The organism is Algivirga pacifica (assembly GCF_039543525.1).
GTDB classification, from domain to species: domain Bacteria; phylum Bacteroidota; class Bacteroidia; order Cytophagales; family Flammeovirgaceae; genus Algivirga; species Algivirga pacifica.
In genome coordinates, this window is sequence record NZ_BAABJX010000045.1 from 60,954 (window position 1) to 86,274 (window position 25,321).

At 41.3% G+C, this 25,321-nt stretch carries 17 protein-coding genes; 11 read left to right on the top strand and 6 right to left on the bottom strand.

The genetic code is table 11. The features are described from left to right. Positions 1-154: 154 nt before the first annotated feature. From ABD985_RS15075 to ABD985_RS15095, 5 genes are all read right to left on the bottom strand, one after another. The gene (locus ABD985_RS15075; protein WP_345373124.1) at positions 155-322 is read right to left on the bottom strand and encodes a hypothetical protein; all 168 of its coding nucleotides are present in this window, start codon (positions 320-322) and stop codon (positions 155-157) included. 37 nt (positions 323-359) lie between these two features. Next, on the bottom strand, positions 360-1,118 hold the full coding sequence (rpsB, locus tag ABD985_RS15080) for a 30S ribosomal protein S2 (protein ID WP_345373127.1): 759 nt from the start codon (positions 1,116-1,118) through the stop codon (positions 360-362). 116 nt (positions 1,119-1,234) lie between these two features. After that, on the bottom strand, positions 1,235-1,621 hold the full coding sequence (gene rpsI, locus ABD985_RS15085; RefSeq protein WP_345373128.1) for a 30S ribosomal protein S9: 387 nt from the start codon (positions 1,619-1,621) through the stop codon (positions 1,235-1,237). 21 nt (positions 1,622-1,642) lie between these two features. Further along, positions 1,643-2,086, bottom strand: coding sequence for a 50S ribosomal protein L13 (gene rplM, locus ABD985_RS15090; protein ID WP_345373130.1), 444 nt, complete (start codon positions 2,084-2,086; stop codon positions 1,643-1,645). Positions 2,087-2,278: 192 nt separating this feature from the next. Then, positions 2,279-2,686 (bottom strand): hypothetical protein, encoded by a 408-nt coding sequence (locus ABD985_RS15095; RefSeq protein ID WP_345373132.1) that lies wholly within the window; start codon positions 2,684-2,686, stop codon positions 2,279-2,281. A 782-nt stretch (positions 2,687-3,468) separates the two neighbouring features. Between ABD985_RS15095 and ABD985_RS15100 the strand changes: the two genes are divergently transcribed. The 5 genes from ABD985_RS15100 (at position 3,469) to ABD985_RS15120 (ending at position 13,788) form a co-directional block, all read left to right on the top strand. After that, on the top strand, positions 3,469-6,594 hold the full coding sequence (locus ABD985_RS15100) for a SusC/RagA family TonB-linked outer membrane protein (RefSeq protein ID WP_345373133.1): 3,126 nt from the start codon (positions 3,469-3,471) through the stop codon (positions 6,592-6,594). Positions 6,595-6,642: 48 nt separating this feature from the next. Next, entirely contained in the window at positions 6,643-8,127 is a 1,485-nt protein-coding gene (locus tag ABD985_RS15105) for a SusD/RagB family nutrient-binding outer membrane lipoprotein (protein WP_345373135.1), read from the top strand. A 159-nt stretch (positions 8,128-8,286) separates the two neighbouring features. Next, positions 8,287-9,189, top strand: coding sequence for a hypothetical protein (locus tag ABD985_RS15110; RefSeq protein ID WP_345373137.1), 903 nt, complete (start codon positions 8,287-8,289; stop codon positions 9,187-9,189). A 39-nt stretch (positions 9,190-9,228) separates the two neighbouring features. Next, entirely contained in the window at positions 9,229-13,014 is a 3,786-nt protein-coding gene (locus tag ABD985_RS15115; RefSeq protein ID WP_345373138.1) for a S8 family serine peptidase, read from the top strand. 453 nt (positions 13,015-13,467) lie between these two features. After that, a complete protein-coding gene (locus ABD985_RS15120) occupies positions 13,468-13,788 on the top strand; it encodes a hypothetical protein (RefSeq protein ID WP_345373140.1) in 321 nt (106 codons plus the stop codon). Between the two features lie 205 nt (positions 13,789-13,993). Here ABD985_RS15120 and ABD985_RS15125 read toward each other — a convergent pair whose 3' ends face one another. Next, positions 13,994-16,045, bottom strand: a complete 2,052-nt coding sequence (locus ABD985_RS15125) for a sensor histidine kinase (protein ID WP_345373141.1) — start codon at positions 16,043-16,045, stop codon at positions 13,994-13,996. 282 nt (positions 16,046-16,327) lie between these two features. Here ABD985_RS15125 and ABD985_RS15130 point away from each other — a divergent pair, with 282 nt between their 5' ends. From ABD985_RS15130 to ABD985_RS15155, 6 genes are all read left to right on the top strand, one after another. Continuing rightward, positions 16,328-17,062, top strand: a complete 735-nt coding sequence (locus ABD985_RS15130) for a LytR/AlgR family response regulator transcription factor (protein ID WP_345373143.1) — start codon at positions 16,328-16,330, stop codon at positions 17,060-17,062. A 385-nt stretch (positions 17,063-17,447) separates the two neighbouring features. Next, positions 17,448-18,962 carry a sodium/pantothenate symporter gene (locus ABD985_RS15135; RefSeq protein ID WP_345373145.1) on the top strand — a complete coding sequence of 505 codons (1,515 nt, stop codon included), beginning with the start codon at positions 17,448-17,450 and terminating at the stop codon, positions 18,960-18,962. Positions 18,963-19,019: 57 nt separating this feature from the next. Then, positions 19,020-21,455 carry a TonB-dependent receptor gene (locus ABD985_RS15140; protein WP_345373147.1) on the top strand — a complete coding sequence of 812 codons (2,436 nt, stop codon included), beginning with the start codon at positions 19,020-19,022 and terminating at the stop codon, positions 21,453-21,455. A 379-nt stretch (positions 21,456-21,834) separates the two neighbouring features. Beyond that, positions 21,835-22,827 (top strand): 3-oxoacyl-ACP synthase III family protein, encoded by a 993-nt coding sequence (locus tag ABD985_RS15145; protein ID WP_345373148.1) that lies wholly within the window; start codon positions 21,835-21,837, stop codon positions 22,825-22,827. Between the two features lie 87 nt (positions 22,828-22,914). Continuing rightward, positions 22,915-24,447 (top strand): acyl-CoA synthetase, encoded by a 1,533-nt coding sequence (locus ABD985_RS15150; protein WP_345373150.1) that lies wholly within the window; start codon positions 22,915-22,917, stop codon positions 24,445-24,447. After that, positions 24,440-25,309, top strand: coding sequence for an alpha/beta fold hydrolase (locus ABD985_RS15155; protein WP_345373151.1), 870 nt, complete (start codon positions 24,440-24,442; stop codon positions 25,307-25,309). The genes ABD985_RS15150 and ABD985_RS15155 overlap by 8 nt, the downstream gene beginning before the upstream one ends. The last annotated feature ends 12 nt before the right edge of the window (positions 25,310-25,321 follow it).

Sequence of the window (25,321 nt, forward strand, 5' to 3'; positions counted from 1 at the left end):
AGGGTTTTGTTTCCTGAGAGGAGTTCCAATTCAAATAAGCCGTGTCATCAGCTCTAAGAATTATATTTTAAGGAATTGTAAACCAGATGTTTACAAATTTGAAACCCGCAAAATGCCAGGGCACTTTGCGGGTTCAAATATAAGATAATATTTCTTATTTCGAAGCTTTGTAGGCCGCTGAAGCTTGAGCTTTAAGCTCGTTCAACTCTTTTCTGATTGCTTCAATGTCAGCAGCATTTCTGTCTGCCTTCTTTTGCTTGAAGAAATCACCTTGTTTTGCCTTTAGCTCCTTAATTTTTGCTTCTGTTGCTTTAATATCCATTGTATTAAAAATTAAAAGGAGTTGGAAAAATCAACAATTATTCACCAGCTTCGTCCGCTGCTTTTTTCTCAGCTTCCGCCGCTTTTGCGTTCTCTTCTTCTTTGTCTTTCTTACGCTCTGCCATTCCTTCTTCGATCGCTGAAGCGATTGCAGAAGTGATCAAAGCTACAGACTTGAACGCATCGTCGTTTGCTGGGATTACGTAGTCAACACCATCAGGATCTGAGTTAGTATCAACCATTGCAAATACAGGGATACCCAACTTCTTTGCTTCTTTAATTGCAATGTGCTCTCTTTTCACGTCGATGATGAAAAGGGCTGCAGGAAGGCGAGACTGGTCAGCGATACCGCCCAATACTCTCTCCAATTTTGCTCTTTCACGTTGGATCATCAAACGCTCTCTTTTTGCCAAAGCATTGAAAGCCTCGTCTTTCATAAGCTTGTCGATAGAGCTCATTTTTTTCAACGACTTTCTTACAGTAGCAAAGTTGGTAAGCATACCACCTAACCATCTTTCAGTAACGAAAGGCATTTTCAAGTTAGCAGCTTCCTGAGCAACGATTTCTTTCGCTTGCTTCTTAGTCGCTACGAACATTACCTTACGACCTGATTTCACGATGTTTTTGATCGCATTTTGAGCTTGCTCAAGAGATGCTTTCGTTTTGTTAAGGTCGATGATGTGGATACCGTTACGCTCCATGAAGATGTAAGGAGCCATTTTAGGGTTCCACTTTCTTGTCAAGTGTCCGAAGTGTACACCTGCATCCAAAAGCTCTTTATAATCCAGAGTTTTCATTATGCAATTATGATATTAGATTCTTTACTAATTAAATTTTACAAGTAGATGCGAGTGGAGAAAATATTCGCCATAGTGACGAATAAATCCACGCACCTTGCTGCCAGCAGAAACGATTAACGCTTCGAGAACTGGAACTTTCTTCTCGCCTTTCTTCTACCTGGTTTCTTACGCTCGACCATACGAGGGTCACGAGTAAGTAGACCTTCAGGCTTAAGAACAAGTCTGTGTTCTGCGTTGATCTCGCACATTGCTTTTGCAATTGCCAATCTTACTGCCTCTGCTTGGCCAGTGATACCACCGCCTTGTACGTTTACCTTAACATCATAATTGCCAGCCTCGTTTGTCAGTTCCAGAGGTTGGTTGATAATTGTTCTAAGGATAGCAGATGGGAAATAATCATCAAGATTTTTCTTGTTGACAGTAATTTTTCCTTCACCTTGAGTCAGGTAAATTCTTGCTACAGAAGTTTTTCTTCTGCCGATAGTGTTAATTACTTCCATCTTAAATTTTAATCAATAAAATTATAACTCAATTTTCTTAGGGCTTTGTGCCTCGTGTTTGTGCTCAGTACCTGCATATACGTGCAAGTTTCTGTACAACGCTCTTCCCAAACGGTTCTTAGGTAGCATACCTTTTACCGCGTTCTCAACGATACGCTCTGGGAATTTCTCCAACATTTCTGTTGCAGTTCTAGCTCTTTGTCCTCCTGGGTAACCAGTGTGTCTCAAGTAAACTTTATCAGCCCACTTATTTCCTTTTAGGACAACTTTTTCTGCGTTTACAACAACTACGTTGTCACCGCAATCTGCGTTTGGAGTGAAGCTCGGCTTGCGCTTTCCTCTTAGGATCATCGCGATCTCAGTAGCCAGACGACCTAGTGTCTTGCCTTCTGCATCAACCAAAACCCACTCTTTGTTTGCAGTAGCTTTGCTGACTGTAGCAGTCTTGTAGCTTAATGTATCCACTGTAAAACAATTTAATTATTTGAACAATAAACCAACTTCGGATACTGCAAAAAGACCTGAAAATATTCCTGTCGTTTTCTGCATTTTATCCTTTCCTTTAAGTGCATATGGCACAAAAGGAGTGCAAATCTATGATATATTTTTATCATTCCCAACACTTTGTTGTAATTTATTGGGAATGAGTGAGATGATTTAGACTTGTTTGGAAATCATCTTTTGAAAATCCTCAATGAATACTTTTTCGTTATGATGATGCTGATGTTGTTTCCCAAAGGGTCTCAATAGTTTATCCAGAACAGCGGAACTTTCTCCTATACTATAGATATTGCTCGATTCTTTTCTTTTCAGTAATCTGTTGAAAAACGGGTACCATTTTTTTAAAGTTCCTTCTGAGATGGTATTAATAATGACATATAGATGTTCAGAATGATCTAGCAAATCCTTTAATGCATTTAAAGTAATATCATCTGAGAAGTTGTCCGCTTCAAAACTAAGCCCTTCAAGAGCAGTGAATGTTTGTTGTAACGCCTCATAAAGGGGCTTATGAAAAGATAGAGGCTGTTTAGCATGTACCTCTAAGTAAATAAGACTGTAAGTCATTGATATAATTATAACAAGTAAGATTGATGAATTTGATTATTTGTAACAAGCGCCTTTTTCTCTGGCTGCAGCAATAAATTTTTTAAAGAAACGATAAAAAATAAATGATTTCGAGTCCTTTTCTTCCTAAAGAATGTGCAACGACAAGAGACATCAGGCACCGACTATGGGTAACGATAACTCTACCTTCCGCTTTTTGGGTTTCTTTAGACATGGTGAATGATATTTTTAGATGAAAGACAGTGATTCATGATTGTCTTTGAAAGGCGCTGAGAAAACGCCTATTGGTTTTGTGATTGAGCTTGAAGCGCATTCTACTCTATTAACAGAGTAAACAGTACAAATAAAAACATCGTTCTGTGTATCTCTGTGATTGTCTACAACAAAGAAAAAATAAGAAAGAAGCAAAAAAACGGGAAGACAGGTTGGGAAGAAATCAAGAGGAAATAATAGAATATTGGACATTTTAAAGAGCCTGTTAAATATTATAGTTAAAATCGTGCTTATTAATTACACTTATTATAAATTATTAAAAACCCATGAGGATTTATAGTAAGATATATCTATAGAAATAACACTCCAGGAGAGTACGATAACCCATTTAGGTAACCTAAAAGCATCACAGACTGCTGATGATACCTTATCCTCCAAACAAACAATATATTATTGTCCAAGAGACCCAGGTATATGGATTGACTCCTTTTCTGACACTTACTCATCCTTTTTGGGAGTTTACGAATACAGTTATTCAACGCTCTTTTATTCTAACAAATCAAAAACTCATGAAGCATATTTTTCTGATGCTGTTGCTATGCTCTTGTCATCTCTTATTACACGCACAAGAGCGTCGAGTAACAGGTACGGTAGCTGATAATACAGGCCCCTTGCCTGGAGTGTCCGTTGTACTGAAAGGAACAGATAATGGGGTAATTACCAATGCCAATGGACAGTTCTCTGTTACCGTTCCCGAAGGAGTAACTCATTTGATTTTCCGATTTGTCGGGTACTCTACCAAGGAAATCGAAGTAGGTAACCGTACACAATTTGATGTCATCTTGGTAGAAGAGGCACAGGAAATGGATGAGGTGGTCGTTACGGCCAATGCAATTGAACGGGAGAAACGCACCTTGGGGTATGCGGTAACCTCTGTAGACGGAGAGGAGTTTGTTAAAGCTAAGTCACCGAATTTTGTGAATTCCTTGGCCGGTAAGGTACCAGGAGTACAGGTATCTCAGGCAAGTGGTAACTTGGGAGGGTCCAGCCGTATCGTGATTCGAGGAACCAGTTCCTTAAGTGGAGATAACCAACCCCTGTTTGTGGTGGATGGAGTACCTATCGGGAATAGCAATGTGACGACAGGTAGTGGTATACAGGGAGCGTTTGATGCTGGGAATGGTGCTGGAGAAATTAACCCTGCTGATATTGCTTCGGTAACGGTCTTGAAAGGAGCTTCGGCGGCAGCGCAATATGGTTCCAGGGCAGCCAATGGAGTAATTATCATCACCACCAAGAAGGGATCTGCCAAAAGAGGTCCTGTGATCTCAGTAAATTCCAGCGCTCGTTTTGAGGAGCCGTTACGCTTACCGAACTTTCAAAATACGTATGGTCCGGGATTGGAAGGAAAGTATGATGTGAATGCACTGAACGGGTGGGGACCTCGCATTGAAGGGCAAGAAGTTCCTTATTATAACTATGAACTGGATCTGAATGATGTACCTGTAGGGCAATGGCCCACAGAAACATTGACTGCCTACCCTGACAACGTAAAAGATTTCTATCAAACGGGGATGCTTTTCATGAATACCGTAGATGTCTCTGATGCGACAGAAAAAGGGGATTTTCGGATAGGCATTACCTCTCTGAATCAAACGGGTATTATTCCTGAGGCCTCTCTTAATCGTTATACCCTGGCAGTAAATGCCGGACAGCGTTTGACAAAGGTTTTTGAGGCACGTATCGGTTTGAACTACGTTAATTCAGATAACCGAGGATCGGCCACACAAGGAGGAAACAGCCCTAATGTATTGACTTCTATTATTAATGGGATTCCTAGAACATTAAGCCTAAATCGCTTGTACTTGAATCCGGATGGTACCCAAGATCCTTATGGCCGCTTCAGTAATAGTCCTTACTGGATTGCCGAGAAGAATGGTAATGATGTAGAAGTCAACCGTATTTTTGGTTTTACGCAGTTAAAGGCAACTCCTCTGGATTGGTTAAATATTACGGGTCGTGTTGGTTTGGATTACCGGGATGATGAACGTTTTAGGAGAAGTGCAGTGGGAACACTGGGTGCCAGGGATGGTAATTTTACGACAGACTTTATTAACTCCAGACAGCTGACCACTTCCTTGATTGCTGCCATTAACAAGGAGCTTTCAGAGTCTTTTAAATTGACAGCAATTATAGGACATGAGTTTAACGAGAGATCTTTTGAGCGTACAACCAATACTGCACAGGATTTGGAAGTGCCAGGGATATATACCCCTTCTAATGCAGTAACGAATACTCCCGACAGGGGTTATTCTAAGAAACGTTTGTTTGGGGCTTACGCGGATCTTTCTCTGACCTACAACAATTATCTTACGCTTAACCTGACAGGACGTAATGATTGGTCTTCTACATTGCCTAAGGACAATCAGTCTTATTTCTATCCAGCCGCAAGTGTTTCCTTTATTTTCACGGATGCGTTTCAGCTAAACTCTAATGTGCTATCCTACGGTAAGTTAAGGGTGGGAGCAGCACAGGTGGGTAGTGATACCAGTCCTTATGGATTGGAATATAGATACTTTCCTTTGACGAATATTTTTGGACAGTATGGACAGAGTAATAACTACCCATTCTTAGGATATACTTCTTATTCCGGATCGAGTATTGTTCCTCCTACCGACTTGAAGCCGGAGCGTCAAAACTCCTTTGAGATAGGAACAGAGCTACAGTTCTTTGATGGACGAATGGGATTGGATGCTACAGTATATCGTATCTCTACCACAGATCAGATTATAAATTTACCGGTACCTATTTCGACAGGTTTTGCTGCTGAGATGATCAACGCAGGAGAAGTAAGAAACCAAGGGATAGAGTTATTGTATACCATCACTCCTGTAAAATCTCAGGACTTTCAGTGGGATATTCAGTTGAACTTTACAAAAAATAACTTCAAGGTAGTTTCCTTGGCTAATGGGCTGGAAAAATTACAAATGGCTTCCGGGTTTAATGGAATATCCATTCAGGCTGTACCAGGAAAGCCGTTGGAGCTGTTTGGGGTAGGGTTTAAAAAACATGCTGAAACAGGAGAGATTCTCGTTGACCCACAAACAGGCTTACGAATGGTAGGAGATAATGAATCCTTCGGGAATATTAATCCTGACTTTATTATGGGATTGCAAAATTCCATTACCTGGAAGGGATTTACACTGAGTGGGCTGATTGATTGGAATCATGGAGGTGTGATGTATTCAAGTACAGTTGCATCGTTGAGAGGAAGTGGATTAGTGGAGGAGACCACCGTTAATCGAGAGGGAATGTACCTGGATAAGGTGGCCGTTATAGAGAATGGGGATAGCACAACACGTCCGAATGATATTACCGTTACTCCTCAGCAATTCTGGAGTAATTACTCCTCGGGAGATGTAGCAGAGGGAGCGATCTTCAGTAAGACCTTCGTGAAGTTTCGGGAGCTTCGTGTGAGCTATAACCTGCCGTCCAATTGGTTTACAGGGACGTTCATTAAACAAACTACTTTAGGAGTAGAGGGGCGTAATTTATTGATTATCTACAGTGCGATTCCACACATAGACCCAGAAACCAGTCTTTTCCAAGCGTCCAGTAATGCATCTGGTGCAGTAGAAATGGGAAGTTTACCTTCTACTCGAAGTGTCGGATTTAACTTGAAAATGACCTTTTAATCAACATCTCCAGAAGAGAGAATTGATCAAAACTAAAAACTAAACGCAATGAAAATAGCGCAATATATAGGAATAGGATTATTGCTGATCGCGCTTGGGGGAACGTCCTGTAACCAATTACTGGACATCAATGAAGACCCCCTGGCTGCAAAGCAAGATGATATTGACGCCAATCCAGAGGTACTTTTTGTGGATATTATGGTGTCGCTAAGTTCTGACCGAGTGTTGGAAACGAATGTATTTAACCGATGGGCACAGTATTATGTAGGAGCTTCTTTTGGAGATGCGGATAATTACAGTGTGCCTGATTACCCTCAGAATAATACCTGGGCGACCATGTATCGAAAGATGATTAAAAATGCAGTATTGGGAAGGAGAGCGGCAGAAAAAAGTGACCGTCCGAATGTCGCTGCACAGTTCCTGATCATGGAAGCAGTAGCTTACTATCATCTTACGCTAATGTTTGAGGATGTTCCTTTGGATGAAGTAATGGACTTTGATGGAGAGCAGCTATTTACCCGTTATCCCAATTATAATTCACAAGAAGAAGTCTTGATTGGGGTGGTGAATAAACTGACTGATGCAATCAATAGCATGCAGCTAGGGGATGATGACCGCATTGTCGATCAGGACTTGATTTATCAAGGTGATCTGGCTTTATGGCAGCTGTTTGCCAATTCCTTGCGAATTAAGACACTGATGATTCTGAGTGGAAAGGGTGCGGAGTATCATGAGGCATTACAGATTGTTTTTGACCAGCCGTATATCACGCTTTTGAGCCAGGAGGCCATCTTCCGTTATGGCAACTCCATCGCCAATGCCAATCAGTTATATAAGTTACATCAGCAGTTTGCCGATGGACAGAGTCAGTTCTTCTTTGCTTCAGAGCCTTTTGTAGAGACCTTGAATAGTAGACTGGATCCACGTATTGAAGTGTTTTTTGATCGAGGACAGTTTAACAGCAGTAGTGCACCACATATCGGTATGGAACCGGGGAGTGGAGCAGCTTTTGTCGTTACCTCAGTATTAAGCTTAAACTTTATTACACCTACAACGCCGGACATTTGGCAAAGTGCCGCAGAGTTACGTTTCCTTAAGGCCGAGGCGATTACCAGAGGTTGGATAGAAGGCACTGCCGCTGAGGCACAGGAGTTATACTATACTGGAGTTATACAGCATTGTTATCACTTGAATAATTTCCCAGGAGTTATCGAAAAAGGAGCAACGCTATCCGATTTTGAGATCGGAACGTATTTAGAAGACCAGGTGCCGGATATTAGCTTGATGGACGCTGAGCGAGCATTGCAGGAAATTCATTTTCAGCAATATATAGAGGCGTTTGGCCGAGGGTTAGATGCTTGGACCTTCGTGCGTAGGACAGGATTTCCAGACCGCCCACTTCCTGTGAATACTGCTTTGGGAGGACATTTGACACGATTGCCTTATGCGGCAGATGAAGTGAGTGCAAATACAAATATTCCGGATCAGCCTGCATTGGATAAGCTGATGTGGTTTATGAGCAGTGAACAGTGAGTAATGTACAATGAACAGTGAACAGTGAACAGTGAGGAGTGAACAAGTGATTGGTTGTTAGTGACTAGTGATTAGAGAGGAGCAGTGAAATATTAATACACCAAACTAATCACTAATCACCAGTCACTAACCACCAACTCACAACAAATTAATTAGAACATGAAAATACAATCAATATATATACTCTTATTAGTTTCTTTATTGGGGTGTGGAGAATATGATGCCTTTGACGAAGAACTAAATATAGAATTGCTTCCTCAGACCATAGCGTTTCAGGAAGCAACATTGGAGCCTGTCAAGGTAAGGGAAGGGCAGGAAGTACTGGAGGTCGCTGTCGTGATGCCATCGGCAATTTACGGAGAGCAAGGGGTACAGGTAGCGTATAGCTTTGAGGGATCGGCAGTTTTTGGAGAGGACTACAAAGTACAGGTAGTAGAAAATAACGAGGTATCCGGACAGGAGGTTATCCGAGAAGCGACGGCTGAAGGAGGGGTGTTTATTATTAAGAACAAGCCTAGGGTAACCAATAACGGACAAGTGGAATATACCAATGCCCGTAATAGAGCTACGATGAAAGTGATTACTTTCTCTAAGGAGGGAATTGATAAGCCTGAGGGAAAAACATTATCGTTGATTTTGGAAGAGGCAACTAATCTGGATAACCCCAATAGTCGCGTGACAGTAGGGCAAGGGGCGATCAAAAAGGAATATGATATTTTGATTCAGGATATTCATTGTCCTACGAATTTGCAAGGCACCTATCAAACGACTTTTGTGAGAGGAGAGGTAGGGGAGCCGGTTGAGGATGTAACACTGACGAAGATTGACGATGGAGAATGGGGGAAATATGAGTTGTCTAATGTTGCAGCGGATTTACTGGGAGCGCCTATTTCCTTAATCATCTACGATCAATGTGGTGATTTTATCTCTGAGGGAGACCCTAACTTTAGTGTAACGGGTACAACACTAGAAGATGGTACGATTCGATTGTTAGTGAATTACCGTTTTGTGGGGTCAACAGGTACCATTACAGCACAATGGCTATTGTTATTAAGCAAATAAACGCTATTCGTCAATTCTTTGATTTTGATCAATTAAGATATGCAAATGAACTATCCTTATCATTCTATAAAAGGTGGTAATCAGGCTTTTTACGAGAGGAGTGTATTACTTTTCTTTAAAGGGCTGCTACCGCTTTTTTTCCTGACCATAGCAAGTGTCTCAGGAAATCTGTATGCACAAGGCTCCCTCACGGGACAACAACCTTCTTTGTTATTGAATGCTGATAAGCAAGGGATACAATCAAATTACCTGATGGTTAAGTTTAAATCAGCAACAGCACTTCAAGAAGTGATGAATACTTATAATCTGAACCAATTATCAGAGGACAAGAAAGTGCTATCTGGTTTATTAAACAATCCCATGATTATCCGAAAGGAAACTCCTTTGAATGGATTGCGTACGGTGACCTCCGATGTGCTGACCATTGAGTTTAAACAAGGAGCGGAGCAAGAAGCAGAGAGAACATTGGCACAGCTGAAAAAGAACTCCAATATTCTATCCGCAGATTATATGCCATTGGATTATATCTTTGAAGACCCCAATGACCCTCGTTTTGGAGAGCAGTATTATCTGGAACTTATTGGAGCAATAGAAGCTTGGGGACAGTTTGATAATAACGCAGGAGAAGAGGTAGTGGTAGCGATTATTGACGATGCTATTCGTATCAACCATGAAGATTTGAAAGCGAATATATACACCAACCCGAATGAAATCCCGGGAAATGGAATTGACGATGATGGGAACGGATATATCGATGATGTCAATGGCTGGGACCCTACAGGTAACGAATATACCAATGGAGATCCTGATCCATCCCCACCTGATTTTGCAACGACAGAGACCTTTTCTCACGGAACACATACGGCAGGATTAGCGGGTGCAGTAACCAATAATAATAAGGGGATTGCTTCTGTATCCAATGGAAAGGTAAAGATTCTTCCGATCAAGGCGACCCGTGACGACACCGGAGATACGCGTACCATGACCCATACTATGGCCGCTTTGCGTTATGCGATTACGATGGGTGCGGATGTGGTGAGTATGTCTTATGGTTCTTACTCTTATAACTCTGAGGTACAGCGTATGATCTCGGCGGCAACGTTAGAGAAAAATATGTTATTTATCGCTGCAGCAGGAAATGATAATGTATCAGCTTCTCCTTTTCCAGCAGGGTACGTAGATGTGATCGCAGTAGCGAATACTACGCAAAATGATACCAAGTCAGAGTCCTCTCAATACGGAACGTGGATTGATATCTCGGCACCGGGAACAGACATATTAAGTACCACGGCTGCCAATGATAGTGATTATGGATTCAAGACCGGGACGTCTATGGCTTGTCCAATTGCGGCAGGAGCAGCGGCATTGCTCAAGGCACAGAATCCGAGCCTTACGCCTAGAGTTATTGAGAATATCTTGAAGTCTACGGCCAAGGACCTAAATGCAGCAAATCCAGACTACGCCAACTTATTAGGGGCAGGGCGTATTGATCTGGAAAAAGCGATGGAGCAAGTAAAAGGGGCGAAGCCACTGGCTGATTTTGACGTTACTCCACGTATTGTGACGTTGGATAAGCAAGTGCGTTTTACCAACTATTCTTTTGGTAATAACTTGACCTATGAGTGGAACTTTGGGGATGGAACAATTTCTTCTGAAGAGAATCCTACGCACACTTATACAAAACTCCCCGTATTAGGGCAGTTATTCATCACCTTGAAGGTAACGGATGGGAATGGAAATAGCGATCAAACACGTATTCCTGTAGAAATTATTGAAGGCCCACCAGAAGTGAATCAGGTGAGTGTCCCTTATCGCAATACATTTGGTGATGAGGAGGGTGAGGATCCTTCGGATTTCGTGGAAGAACTGTTGTATGGAGGATTGGAAAAGGTATGGGAAAGAGGAATTGCTTCGGGGCCAGTATTGGAGGCTGATAACTATGTCTGGAAGACGGGATTAAATACGAGTATTCCTAATGAAACCTATGGAGCTGCACTATATACTCCTTCTTTTGATTTGACAGACCTCACCAAGGAATATAAGGTGAAGTTTAAGTACAGTATGCATTCAACCTATTGTAATGCTCCGGCTGCAGCTCAGATACAATACAGTATCGATGGGGGTGGAGAGTGGATTTTACTGGGAGGAATGAATGACCCTAAAGGAGAAAACTGGTTCAATAAAGAACCTGGTACACCTTGTGATATTCATGAGTTGATTATTCCAGAGAATCCTGCTGATCCTAATGCCAACCAAACGGGATGGATTACGAATGTCAACAGTGAGCAAGCAGTGTATAATATTTCTAGCCTATCAGGTAATACTGATGTAAGATTCCGTTTTGTATTCTATATGAATGGTGCGTTCCAGATTCCTGACACGGACGATGGATTTATGATTGAAGATTTTGAGATCACTGCGACTCCTCCTCAGGCAACTTTCAGTTCAGCTGATGTCGCTTATGAAGGGCAACGGACAAGCTTTAATTATACCTCTGGAGGGGCTACCAGTTATTTATGGGAGTTTGGAGATGGCAATACTTCGGAGGAAGAAAATCCTGACCATGTGTATAATGCTTCAGGTATATATAAGGTGACGCTAACCGTAAGTGGAGGAGCTACATCTTCTAAAGATATTTTGGTGATTTCAGAGCAAGTTGTTCCGTTTACTTTAGCAGATGGAGGAGATCTGGAAGGTATAACGATTGAAGATGCGTTGTTTTATACAATGTCTGAAGAAGGTTCTGAAATTGTTTTGGGACAGTCGAAGGAGAGTGGGAAAGATAGCGTAAGCAGTGGGGAAACGGCATTTGTCCTTGATCCGGATACATCTAACTATTTAGCGCCAACATTGGCTTATTTGTATACACCGGCTTTCGACCTTACCCAGGCAAAAGGAAATTACTTCTTGGAGTATAAGATTAAGCATGATATTACAGAGAGTGATGACGGGATTTTCTGGGAGTATTCTACAGATGGAGGATTAAACTGGTATTTATTCAAGCAGCAAGATTATGCTCCAGCGCATTGGTATAATAACTTCAGTAGTGAAAATTTCATTTATGGCAGAGGGTTTACGATCATGACGGGTAGTACGGAAGGAGAATTTGTCAAGAAGTATATCAATGTCAATGAATTATTAGGGCAAAAAGTAGCCTTCCGAATGACTTTTGCGGCCAATGGCAGTGTACAAGGAAGTGGTTTTGCCTTGGATGATATACAAATTGTATCTGGAGTCGCAGATCCTACAAGAATCAATGTTGTGGCGGCACGTTATGTCAATAATAACCTGGAGTTTACAGAGACTTCTTTCCCGGTAGGTGTTGGAGATATTGTTTTATTCATTGCAGATGTGGATGGAGATTACTTGAGTTATGAATGGGATTTCGGAGAAGGCGCAGAGCCAAGAAGTGGTACGGGTGCAGGATTGCATTGGATTTACTATACCACGGAAGGAGCAAAAGATGTTACTTTAACTATTCCGGGAGGTGCTGATGGAAAAATTTCCGAGACAAGAAAAGGTTTTGTAAGAGTGGGCGCTATCACTTCAGTGGAGGATGATATATATAATGCTACCGCTCTAAAAGCGTATCCTAATCCTTTGCAGGGTAATAGCGTACATTTGGCACTTGACAATGATTTTATAGGAGCGTTAGAAGTGAAGCTATATGGATTAGATGGGACGTTGCTCAAATCAGAAAAATTGAGAAAGGGAAGTGTAGAATGGAAGCATACATTAGAGTTACCTTATCTACCACAAGGATTATTTTTGCTGAGAATAGAAAGTGCTCAAGGGGCTTGGCAGCAGAAAATTATTAAGCAGTAAGGTAAGGATATCCCTTTTGGGGCAATGTCGTCAACTTAAACAAATAATGCACGTAGAAAGAGCAATACAAACCCGCTGCAGGTCGTAGCGTCCACGCTACGACCAGTTGTTAGAAGGATAAAGGATTACTTATTCATAGGTTTCTATTCCTTTATCCTTCTTCCTTCCTCCCCCTTCTAGTCAAAGGGTTCAGATTTTATCGGCTTCTATATCTTGAAAGAGGTATAAAGTTCCCTAGATAAAATCGCTCTTTGACTATTTTTTTTCACTAAACTTCAGGAGTAAACCGCCTACTCTAAGAGCGATTTTATCTTCTCTTTTTAGTACTCAATATTAATTTTTTCAATAAGATAAAATCTGAACTCTTAGAGTAGAAACGGGGTAGGAATAGATAGAAACGATTATTTATGTGTTGTAATAAATAAGAGCTGTTTCATTTCAAAGTTTTTTGTCATGCACTCCCCAGAAGACATCCAACAAGCTGTCACCTTACTAAAAAGTCATTTACAGGTACTTCCCGAAGAACCTTTGGGAGAGTCTTCGGACCCTATTGATGAGTATACCTTGTTAAAAGAGCGGTTAAGTCAATTGATTGCTTACTTGCTAGCCAATGACTTTAATCGACTCCTCAACGGACTTTATCGTATGGATGTCAGTGAAGCTAAGTTTAAGCAAGCAATGGCGGGACCTTCCGAAAAGGTGAGTGATGTGATCGCTGATTTAATTATTGAACGAGAGCTGGAAAAGATTGCTTTTCGCAAAAAATACAAGTGATGTTCATGATGTTTTAATTGAGCTTCGCTCGTTCATAGTGTTTAGTTGAGTTTATTGTTTTTTGAAAGCTTTGCTTTCTTTTGGATGTGATGATAGTTTCATTGTCTATAAGAAAGATAGTTATTGAGCAAAGCTCAATTGAAAAGCAATTAAACTCAACTAAACATCATGAACGAGCGAAGCTCAATTAAACATCATGAACAAATTAGTATTTTGTTGGCCTTTTTAGTTCAAAGAAGAAAGTACTTCCCACCCCTTCCTCAGAAGTAATCTGCAGATTAGAGTTGTTCTTTTGTAAGAAGTCCCGACAAAGTGTTAACCCAAGTCCTGTCCCCCTTTCTCCTTCCGTTCCTTTGGTCGTAAGATGTTCTTGGGTGGTCAGTAATTGCATCAAAGTTTGATTTGGAATACCAACACCAGTGTCTTGTATACGAACGATAACCTGATCACCTTCACTGTGTACCGATAAAGTCACCTTTCCTTCTCGAGGAGTAAACTTGATCGCATTGTTGAGCAGATTGCGAATCACAAAGTCAATCATGCTACGGTCAACTTGTACGAGCAAAGGTAAGTTCGGCTCCTCAATAATAAGTTGAATATTTTTACTCTTGGCCGTAGAGGTATACAGGGAGTTATTTTTGTCTAATAGTTCACGAATATCAAATACACTCTCTTCGTACTCTTGGGTTTGCATTTGCATTCTGGACCAATGTAGCAAGTTGTCCAATAAGTCGAAAAGTGCCTGTAAAGAATGGTTGGTTTCGTTAGCAACTTCTTGCAACTCTTGCTCACTCATACGGTGACTGTGGTGCAGCAATAAATCCATAAAAGACCCAAACGTCGCCAGTGGACTTCTAAGGTCATGGGAGATAATCGAAAATAGTCGATCCTTTAAGGTATTTAGTCTTTTCAAAGATGCTTCAGAAGCACTCAATTGTGTAATCGTTGCGGCCAGTTCTTCTGTACGTTCTTCTACTTCTCGTTTGAGTTCTGCCTTTTGAGAGGCTATTAACATCTGCTTTTCCCTTTCTTTTTCTCGTTCCAAACGTTCCTTTTCCAACGTTCGTTGCAAGACTTGTTCTTGTGATAGCTTGAGGCGAGAGGCTAATCCCAAGGAGAATAGAATGACTTGAGCGACTACGCCAATTTGAGTGGTATAACTAATGATGGGACTATTAGGTAGAAGGGATACTTCCTGTAAAATTAATAGTAAAGCCCCGATCACAAATAGAAAGTTAGCAACCATAAAATAACGTGCAGGACGATACCCTTGTTGATACACCATATAGGCTGTCGCAATCATACTAATGAGTACTATGCCGCCGATAATAGCGATGGACTGAGTTGCAAGTTGTAGTAAGTCCAGAGGGGTAAAGTAGCTAACAAGGCCAAGACTGATAGGAATAAAGTAAAGGAATAATAAATAATACAGTCCTTTATCCCATAGTGGCAAATATTCTTTTAGGTGTAGGTACTTCCGGGTAAATAAGGTACGGGCAATACCTGTCAAGGGTACGATGAAGGCAAAGCTATGGGCGTCCCAATAATAGGCATTGGGCCATAGAATAAGTCGGTTGAGTCCATGAAAGAACATCATATAAAGCCCAATACCCGTAATGGAAAGTACATAGTATAGGTAGCTGATATCCCGAATGGTAATGAATATCAAAAAGTTATACATAGCCATGATCAATACAATACCGATAAATAGGGCTTGTATAAAATGCTTACGGTATTGTAGTAATTCGTAGGAATGGGCAGAATGTAGTTGTACCGTCGCACCTTCTTGATTGAGAGTGCTCACTTCTGTTCTTAGACGAACCAATAAAGCCGTGGTAGAGGCTGGGATATGTAAAGCATCCCGCTGCAAATAGTGTGTGATGGACTGTACGTGCCCTCCTTTACCAATAGGCGTGAGGTCATCCCAGTTCCATACTTCAACACTTCCCCATCCAGGAATGACAAGTAGAGGATCAAAGGGGGTAGGTTCATGGAGTGGGACCTTTAGCCAGTAGGTGTTATGGTGATTGCTATTAAAACCATATTGCCCCGAAGTAATTATGTGATCAAGTTTTGCTTTGGCTTCGGAAGGAGTATAGTTTTCCATTGCCTCAAGCACGTGAAAAGGCAGCTGCTTTTGCTGAGGGGTATCATTCATCCCCGTAAAAAATAGCAGGTCCGCCGTTTGAGCACTAACAGTAGAATAGCCCGTAATAAGAGATATAAGCAGTGAAATATATAAAAAAGTGATCCGCATGATCATAGAAGCTTGTGTTGATCAATAAGTTTTCAAAAAATAATAAAAATATTCTAATTCTGTTATTTTATTGCATCCTAACTGCTATTTGTTGAATCGTTGAATTGAGCTTCGCTCGTTGAACCGTTGATTTGAGTTGAAAGGTTGTCCGAGTGTTTGTCCATATTTCAATCAACAATTCAACTCGAATCAAGACGCCATGTAATGGAGCGAAGCTCAATTCAACGATTCAACAGAGGTAGTTATTGAGGACATTACTAAAATAGAACAACACATAGAGAAATGGAGGAAGCATTGAAAATAGTCATTGTAGAGGATGATTTGGTGATTGGAAGAAGCCTTTCTTTTACCTTGGAGGATCTTGGGTATGAAGTATTGGAAATATTTAGAAAAGGAGAGGATGCGGAAGCATTTATGAAGCAAAAACCAAAGGTTGATTTATTACTATTGGATATTGAACTTCTCGGAACCTATGATGGAGTGCAAACGGCTACTGCACTTAGAGCCTATTATAAAGGCCCGATTATCTATCTGACTTCCTTAAAGGATGAAGAAACTTTCAACCGTGCAAAACACACCGTTCCTGCAGCTTACCTACAAAAACCTTTTGATAAATATACCCTGCGTTCTAGTATTGAACTGGCGATGTACAAGTCCAAGACAGAGGAAGAGGATCAAGATGACTCTCTGGAGAGACTTACAGTGTCCGATGCAATTTTCGTGAAGTCTAAAAATAAGCTGGTCAAGGTAGTCGTTGGAAATATTAAGTACATACAAGCCAATGATATCTATGCTTCTGTGGTTACTGATGAAGGTAGTTACTTGGTGAACTATGCCTTGAAGCATTTGGAGAAAAAGCTACCGAATACTCCTTTCATTAGAGTGCACCGTTCTTATATCGTTAATGTAGATCAAGTGGATGGATTAGAGGATAATCACTTATTGATTGGGGAAGTAACTATTCCTATTGGCAAAACGTATCGGGAAGAGTTGATGAAATACTTTAAGGTGTTGTAATGGAGTTTATCGGTTATTGCTTATCGCTTATCGTTTAAAAAAATGTTGAAAGGGTGTCACAAGTTGTTTAGGGGTAAAGTAGTTTTCTTAACCGATAACCGATAACCGATAACCGATAACCGATAAGCTAGATACAATTTCATAGATAGTGATAGGTACCTCATACTTTTTACCTATTACCTTTTACTTTTTTCAATAAGTGTACTTTTTACGACTTAAATCATGCCGTTTACCTAATGAAACCCCTTCGTTCACCTAAATATTGCTAGTCTTCACAAGAATAATCCATGTATACAAATGGAAAAATATACATTGGATAGAAACTTTTAAACTAACAGACCGCCTTAGGGGCTGGTCGATGCGTCAAATAACAACAGGTGAATATATGCAACTGCTAGGATGGATATCAATTATTGGCTATATGTTGCTCTTGGCATTTTTTGCCTTTAGAGGAGCTCGAAAGACGACGAGTATGTCGGACTTTGCGGTAGGAAGCGTAGCGTTTTCTCCCGTAGCAGTAGGACTTTCGTTGGCTGCTTCTATTACCAGTGCAGCGACATTTATTATTAACCCGGGATTCGTAGCCTATTACGGAGTAAGTGGAGTAATCGCGATGGCACTAGCCTTGCCATTTGGTGCGCTGGTTTCCCTGATTTTTTTAACAAAGCGATTCCGTACCAAAGGGGTAAGCATGAAGTCCCTGACCATTGCACAGTGGATAGGAGAACGTTATGGGAGTAAGGGGTTTGGAACCTTCTTTGCTTTCTTGTCTTTATTGCTGATCACCTTTGTGGTATTGATCTGTGTAGGATTAACGAAAGTGATTGCTAGTACACTACAGCAAGAAGAGCTTTATGTACTTATAGGAATTGTCGCCTTTGTATTCACTTATGTGATGTTTGGAGGGGCTAATTCTATGGTTTATACCAATATGATTCAGGCAATGTTAATGATTACGGTAGCAGTAATATTAATAGGCTCTGGGTATGCGTACTTTACGGGAGGAGAAGGGTTGCTGGATCGATTGAGAAGTATAGATCCCGTTTTAGCATCTCCTCTTAACCCAGGGAGTCCTTTATTCAGAGATTATTTTGAGATTATTGTTTGCCAAATCATTGTAGGTATAGCGGTGGTTTGTCAACCACATATTATTACCAAGTCATTGTTATTGAAGAAAGAGAAAGATGTCAATCAATACTTGACGACAGGGGTATTGGCAGAGATCTTATTTTTTAGTGTAGTGATCGTTGGATTATATGCCAGAATTGCATTTCCAGACCTGACTTTAAATGGAGAGTCTATTGGTTTGGATAGTGTTCTGACTACTTATGTAGTAGAGACCTTACCTGTGGCTGTAGGCTTACTAGTCGTTCTTGGATTGATCTCGGCAGGCTTATCGACCTTGGAAGGGTTGATACAAACGATTTCCTCTACCATTACCAATGATATTCTATCTACTGTATTTAAATCAAAATTTGAAAATAACCCTGCATTGCAGGTCACAACAAACCGAATGGTGATTGTCGGATTGGGTGTGGTTGCCATCTTGCTCTCTTATGAGCAATTGGTATCTCCGAATCTTAGCGTAGGTATCTTCGCTCAAAATGGAGTATACGCTTATTTTTCGGCAGCCTTTGTTCCGGTACTATTTGGCTTGTTTGTTCCGGCAGTGCGATCTATTGTTCCATTAATCAGTGCAATAGTAGCGCTTACAGTACATTTTGGAGTCTATTATGGAGGACTTACTTCTTATATGGAAGGTCCCGTGAGAAACCCAGGTATTGCGGCAGCGCTAGCGATTTTAGCGGCGGTATCGACAGCCTTGCTATTGCATTGGATCCTTGGAGCAAGAAATATTGAGGAGGCTATTCAAGATAAGGTTTTGGAAGAAACCGCTTAATCCTCACCTCAAGAGTCAATAAAACACAACAACAACACACAAAAGTTACAACACACAATGAAAAAACTATTATTCTTTGTTACCGCTTGCTTGTTGAGCAGCTCTATGCTGTTTGCTCAAGAGAAAGCAACCCTAAAAGGGGTAGTTAAGTCACAAAACAATGAGTCATTGGTAGGGGCTACGGTCCTTTTAAAAGAAATTAGCCAAGGAACGACTACTGACGTAACAGGTGCTTTTACGATTATTGATATTCCAGAAGGAGATTATACAGTAGAGGTTCGTTACTTAGGATACGAGACTTTGCAGAAATCAGTATCCCTAAAGGCAGGGGAAGTAAAGTCAATGGATTTCCCAATGGTAGAAGGTGGTCTTTTACTGGATGAGGAAGTAGTTGTTTCAGGTACACGTAAGGCTGAAAAAATTACTGAAACTCCGGCAACTATTGAAGTGATTGGTCTACAGCAGATCGCTGAACTACCAGGCTTGAATGCAGGAGACCTTTTGGCGCGTCAAAAAGGGGTAGACTACTTCCGTGCAGGGGTAGTAGGACAAGGGATCAACGTTCGTGGTTTCAACTCAAACTTTAACGCCAAAAACCTTCAGGTAACAGATGGTCGTTTCTCTTCTCTAATTGCAACAGGCCTTCCACTAGGTCCTTTGAATACGGTAGTAAAAGAAGATATCGAGCGTGTAGAGTTAGTATTGGGACCAAATGCAGCGCTATTCGGACCAAACGCACACAACGGTTTGATGAACACGATCACTAAAGATCCTAGAAAGCATGAAGGTACAACACTAGCATTGAACGCAGGAAATCAAAATATGCTTTCAGCGAGAATGCGTCATGCAGAGAAGGTAAGCGATAAGTTTGCTTATAAAGTAACTGCTGAGTACTCAAGAGGTACTGAATTTGACTATGTGGATTCAGTATTCCTTAACGCAACAACAGTAGTTGAAGAATTGGACCTGGATCGTGACTTTGAGTTCCTAAGAGGTGAGGCATCTATGATCTACTCTCCAATAGAGGACATGGATATTACAATGAACTATGGTGGTAGTAACAGTACTTACTTGGCTCCAACTAACGTAGGACGTAACCAGATCAAAGACTGGCAAGTACATTACCTACAAGGTAAGTTCAACTACAAAGGATTCTTTGCACAAGTATACCACACAATCTCTAAGACTGACGCGACGTATTCTATCTCAGATTATACAAAGCAGTATTACGGACAAATTGCACAAGGAAAAACAGAAGCAGAGGCAAGAGCTTATGCCTTGGACCCATCAGTTGGAGCATTGTTTATCGATGACTCTAAGCGTTGGAATGCAGAGATGCAGTACAACCGTGAAATCTATGGTGTAGATGTAACAGTGGGTGCACAGTGGCAAAGAGATATGGCCAACTCTCACGGTACATACTTGTTGGATAAAGATGCAGATGATTACATCGTAGTAGATCAATTGGGTGGTTATGCGCAAGCAGAGAAGAAGTTTGACAATGGTTTCAAAATGGTGGGTGCACTAAGAGTAGATAACCATCAGGTATATGGACTGAACGTACTTCCAAAAGTTGGTTTGGTACAGACGCTAGGCGCACACAACATCCGTTTGACTTACGGTAAAGGTATCGCAGCACCTACGATCTTGAACATGTATGGTAACCTATTCGGTGGTTTGATCTTGGGTAACGCAGAAGGATTTACATTGGCAGAAGGTGCTGGTATGGTAGAGAAGCAACGTGTAGAGCAGTTGCAAACGATTGAGTTGGGATACAAAGGACAAGTAGTTCCTAACAAACTATTTGTAGATGCTAACGCTTACTACAATATCTCTAAAGATTTCTTGAGCCCGGTAACGATTGTTGGTATCGCTGAGAAAATGGGAGACCAATTGGTATCAGATCTTCAAACAATCCCTTACGGAGGTTTGGTAGCGACGTATATCAACTTCGGTGAGTTCAATACTTACGGTGCTGACTTGGGAGTTACTTACTATATCAACAAAGAGTTTAGTGCGCAGTTGAACTACTCTTACTTCGGGTATGATATTGATGAGAACAACTTAGAGAATGACTTCAACAAGGATGGTGTAGTAAACAAATTAGACCTATTGGTGAACGCTCCAAATAATAAAGCGTCATTCGGCTTGAACTATAGCGGAGAGAAGTTCTTCGGTTCATTGTTCAACAGATGGGTACAAGAGTATGATTACTTCTCAAGCTACCAGATTGCTGCAGAAACACAAGACTTAGTATATAGAGGAGTACCAGTAGTAGAAAACGCTAGAAGTGGTAACTCATTCAACTATGGTCCTTTGGGCGGTTTCGTAACAACAGACATCGCGGTGGGATATCACATCAATGAGATGTTTACGGTATCAGGTATGGTATCTAATGTATTTGGTGTAGAGCAGAGAGAGTTTACAGCAGCTCCTCCAACAGGCAGATTGATGTCATTGGAGTTGAAAGTAAACCTTCCTTCTTACAAATAATAGAATGTTGATTAGTGCAAGGGTTGAATCGTTGAGACTGAGTAATACAAGGTTTCAAAGGGATTCAACCCTTCCTTTACAACTTGGCAGGGCTTGGAACCAGTATATCGCTTTATTTTCCTACATCCTCTTCAATGAAGGGAACAAAAAAATATTGTCCCCAACTCTTGACTATTGCAATGGACAGTAGCCAAGAAAGGACACCACAATTTAATCTTTAGGAGAATACGGTACTAAGTGTGGATGGAATGGTTGGATAATCTATTCTATGACGTAAAGGAGATGGTTTTACCGCTCCTTTACATTGATCTTTTTAGGTCAACAGGAATTACGATCAACGTAGTTCTCCTTTCATCAGTAAATAAAAAAATTAAGTGATATGAGAAATTCGGTAATTCTTTCCTCAGGAATGCATGTCCCGGAGCAGGTGTATACCAACCAGTATTTTAATGATTTACTGGGAGAAGATGTAGATACCTGGTTGAGAGAAAATGTACAGATTTATGAAAGACGTTGGTGTAACGAAGAAGAGTCTGTAGCAGATCTTTGTGTAGCAGCAGCAGAAAAAGCCTTGGCAGAAGGAGACTTGAAAGCGACGGATCTGGATCTTTTGATTATTGCAACGGATACTCCGGAGTATATATCCCCTTCAACGGCTTCAAAAGTACAGCACCGTTTGGGCGCTGTGAATGCAGGAACGTTTGATGTGAATACCGCTTGTGCTGGGTTTGTGACAGCCTTGGATATTGCGAGCAAGTACATTCGTTCGGACGAACAATACAATAAGGTAATGATCATTGGTGCTTATGCGATGAGCAAGTACCTGAACATGCAGGATAAAAAGACGGTGACCTTGTTTGCAGATGGAGCGGCTGCTTTTGTCTTGGGAGCAGATACCTCAGACAGCGGAAAAGGATTTCTGGCAAGTGAGTTAACGACTAAGGGAGAATATGCCGACTGGATGGGAATCTATGCAGGAGCGACAAAAACACCGACTACGGCTGCAGTGGTTGCCGAGAACGACCATAAGTTGAAGATCTTACAACGTTTCCCTTCAGAGCTTAACCCTGAGATGTGGTCACAACTAGCACTGAATCTATGTAAGCGAGTAGGAGTAGAACCGCATCAAGTAGACCACTTCTTCCTGACACAGATTAATATAAACAGTATTCAGGCTACAATGGATCGTTTGGGATTACCGATGAGTAAGACGACCACCGTAATGCATAATTATGGCTATACAGGGTCTGCCTGCATCCCGATGGCTTATGAAAAAGCCAAGAAAAATGGCAAGATCAAGGAAGGCGATTTGGTGATGTTTATAGGATCTGGAGGAGGACTATCATTTGGAGCAGTAGCCTTTAGACTCTAGGCATATAGATAATGCTTTTAGACGCTCTGGTAGAGCGTCTCTACTACTTAACTTTTTACCTTTTATCTTTTACCTATTACCTCTAAAATGCATTATACAAAAGACTGGTTTTCAAAGTGGGCGATGTATGAGCCGGATAAGGTAGCCATCAGGGAAGCTGATTCCGGTCGGGAGATCACCTACGGAGAATTGAATAAAAGAAGTGATTTGGTGGCTTTCGCCTTCCAGCAACTAGGACTGCAGAAAGGCGATCGAGTAGCGATCTTATCAGAGTTTTGCCTGGAGTATGTATTACTTCTGGGAGTAGCTCAGCGATTAGGGATTATTCTTGTTCCTCTAAACTACCGATTATCAGGGAGAGAGCTGGATTACATCCTATATAACTCATCTCCTAAGATGGTGATCACGGATTTGGCGTACCGTCACCTATTGAATGGACAAGATTATTATGAGGCTATTCAGCACCGTTTATCCATTCAGGATATCTTCAAGCTAGAGGAGTATGCAGAAAAAGAAGTACGTCTTTTAAAAAGAGAAGAATTGGAGGAGAATGATCCTTTATTTATCCTTTACACTTCTGGTACTACAGGTTTTCCAAAAGGGGCGTTATATACCCATGGCATGATGTTCTGGAACAGTGTGAATACGGAAATTACCTTGACGGTGACCTCCAATGATCACACGATTGTTTGTATGCCACCTTTCCATACAGGAGGCTGGAATGTGCTGTTGACTCCTCTGTTGATGCACGGAGCTTGTATTACCCTGATGCCAAAGTTTGATGCCGATAAGGTATTGAAAGAGTTGGAAGAACAGAAGATCACCCTATTTATGGCAGTGCCGACGATGTTGAAAATGATGGCCGATAGTCCATTATTTGAGGAGGTTGATCTTTCTCCATTGCGCTACTTTATTGTGGGCGGAGAGGCCATGCCTATTCCATTGATTGAGCAATGGGCGAATAAAGGCGTCATGGTACGTCAAGGGTTTGGATTGACCGAAGCAGGACCGAATATAACCTCTCTACACCATAGGGATGCCATCCGTAAGAAAGGCTCTATAGGCCTTCCTAACTTTTATATAGAAACTCGTTTGGTGGATGATAAGGGAGAGGATGTAAAGGAAGGAGAAGTAGGTGAATTCTTGATTAAGGGTCCTATTGTTACCCCAGGGTACTGGAAAAACCCAGAGGCCACAGCACAAGCTTTCTATGGAGAATGGTTCCGTACAGGTGACTTACTGAAGCAGGATAGGGAAGGGTATCTTTACGTGATGGATAGAATTAAGCATATGTATATCTCTGGTGGAGAAAATGTATATCCGGCAGAAGTAGAGCATGCCTTGAGAGAGCAGGAGGGTATTAAGGAGATTGCCATCGTGGGGGTACCTGACGAAAAGTGGGGTGAAACAGGATTTGCCTTGATTGTAGGAGAAGGAGAGACCGTACTTACCGAAGATATTGTGTTGCAAAAATGTCAGGGTATTCTGGCTCGATATAAGCAGCCCCGTCATTTCTACTTTGTGAATGAATTGCCAAAGGGAGATACGGGAAAAATCAATCGTAAAGAGGTGAAGAAAATCGCATTGGAACAATTAGCACAGCAAACGGCCAATGTATAAATGTAAAGTATACCAAGGACATCCCATTGCTTATAGAGAGGTGGGGAGTGGAGAACAGACGATTCTATTCTTACATGGAATGGGAAGTAGCTCTCTGGGATGGGAAGATACAATACAGGCCTTGAAGGAGGACTATCGCTGTATTGCCGTGGATCTTCCTGGCTTTGGCATGACACCCTGGATTGAAACACAAGACCTGTTTGGTCTGTACTTGAACTTGATTTCTGATTTGGTGACTGATTTGATAGGATCTTCATTGATCGTGGCAGGGCATTCTATGGGGGGACAACTGGCGATGTTGTCTGCCCTGGATATGCCCCATCAGGTCTCAGGAGTTATATTATCAGCACCGGCAGGATTAGAACCATACAGTGTAGAAGATCGCAGATTGACCGAGCAATTTTTCTCTTTATCCCAAGTAATGCAGTGGGATGAGGAGGAGGTGAAAGGACATTTTCTGAGAAACTTTTATGAAATGCCTTCTTGGGCTGAACCTTTATTGCAACAGCGCCTCGAAAAACTTACAGGAGAAAGACATGAGGGGTTTTGTAAGGCAGTAGCGGCAGCAGTGAGCGGAATGTTGGATTATCCATTACCAAATAAGACAGTGGATATCCCTATGACGGTCATTTTTGGACAGCAGGATCAATATATCCCGAACCGGGTATTGCATCCTGAATTAACCGTAGACAAAGTGGCCTCTTCTATCAAACAATTGACGAATAATTATAGTATTCATTTACTAGAAGATTGTGGACATTTTCCTCATGTAGAACAGCGTACAAAGTGTCTTTCTATTATTCGATCTATTGTAGAACAATATTTTCAGACCACTTCGATGCCAGTAAACATCGATGGATAAAAAAGAGATCAT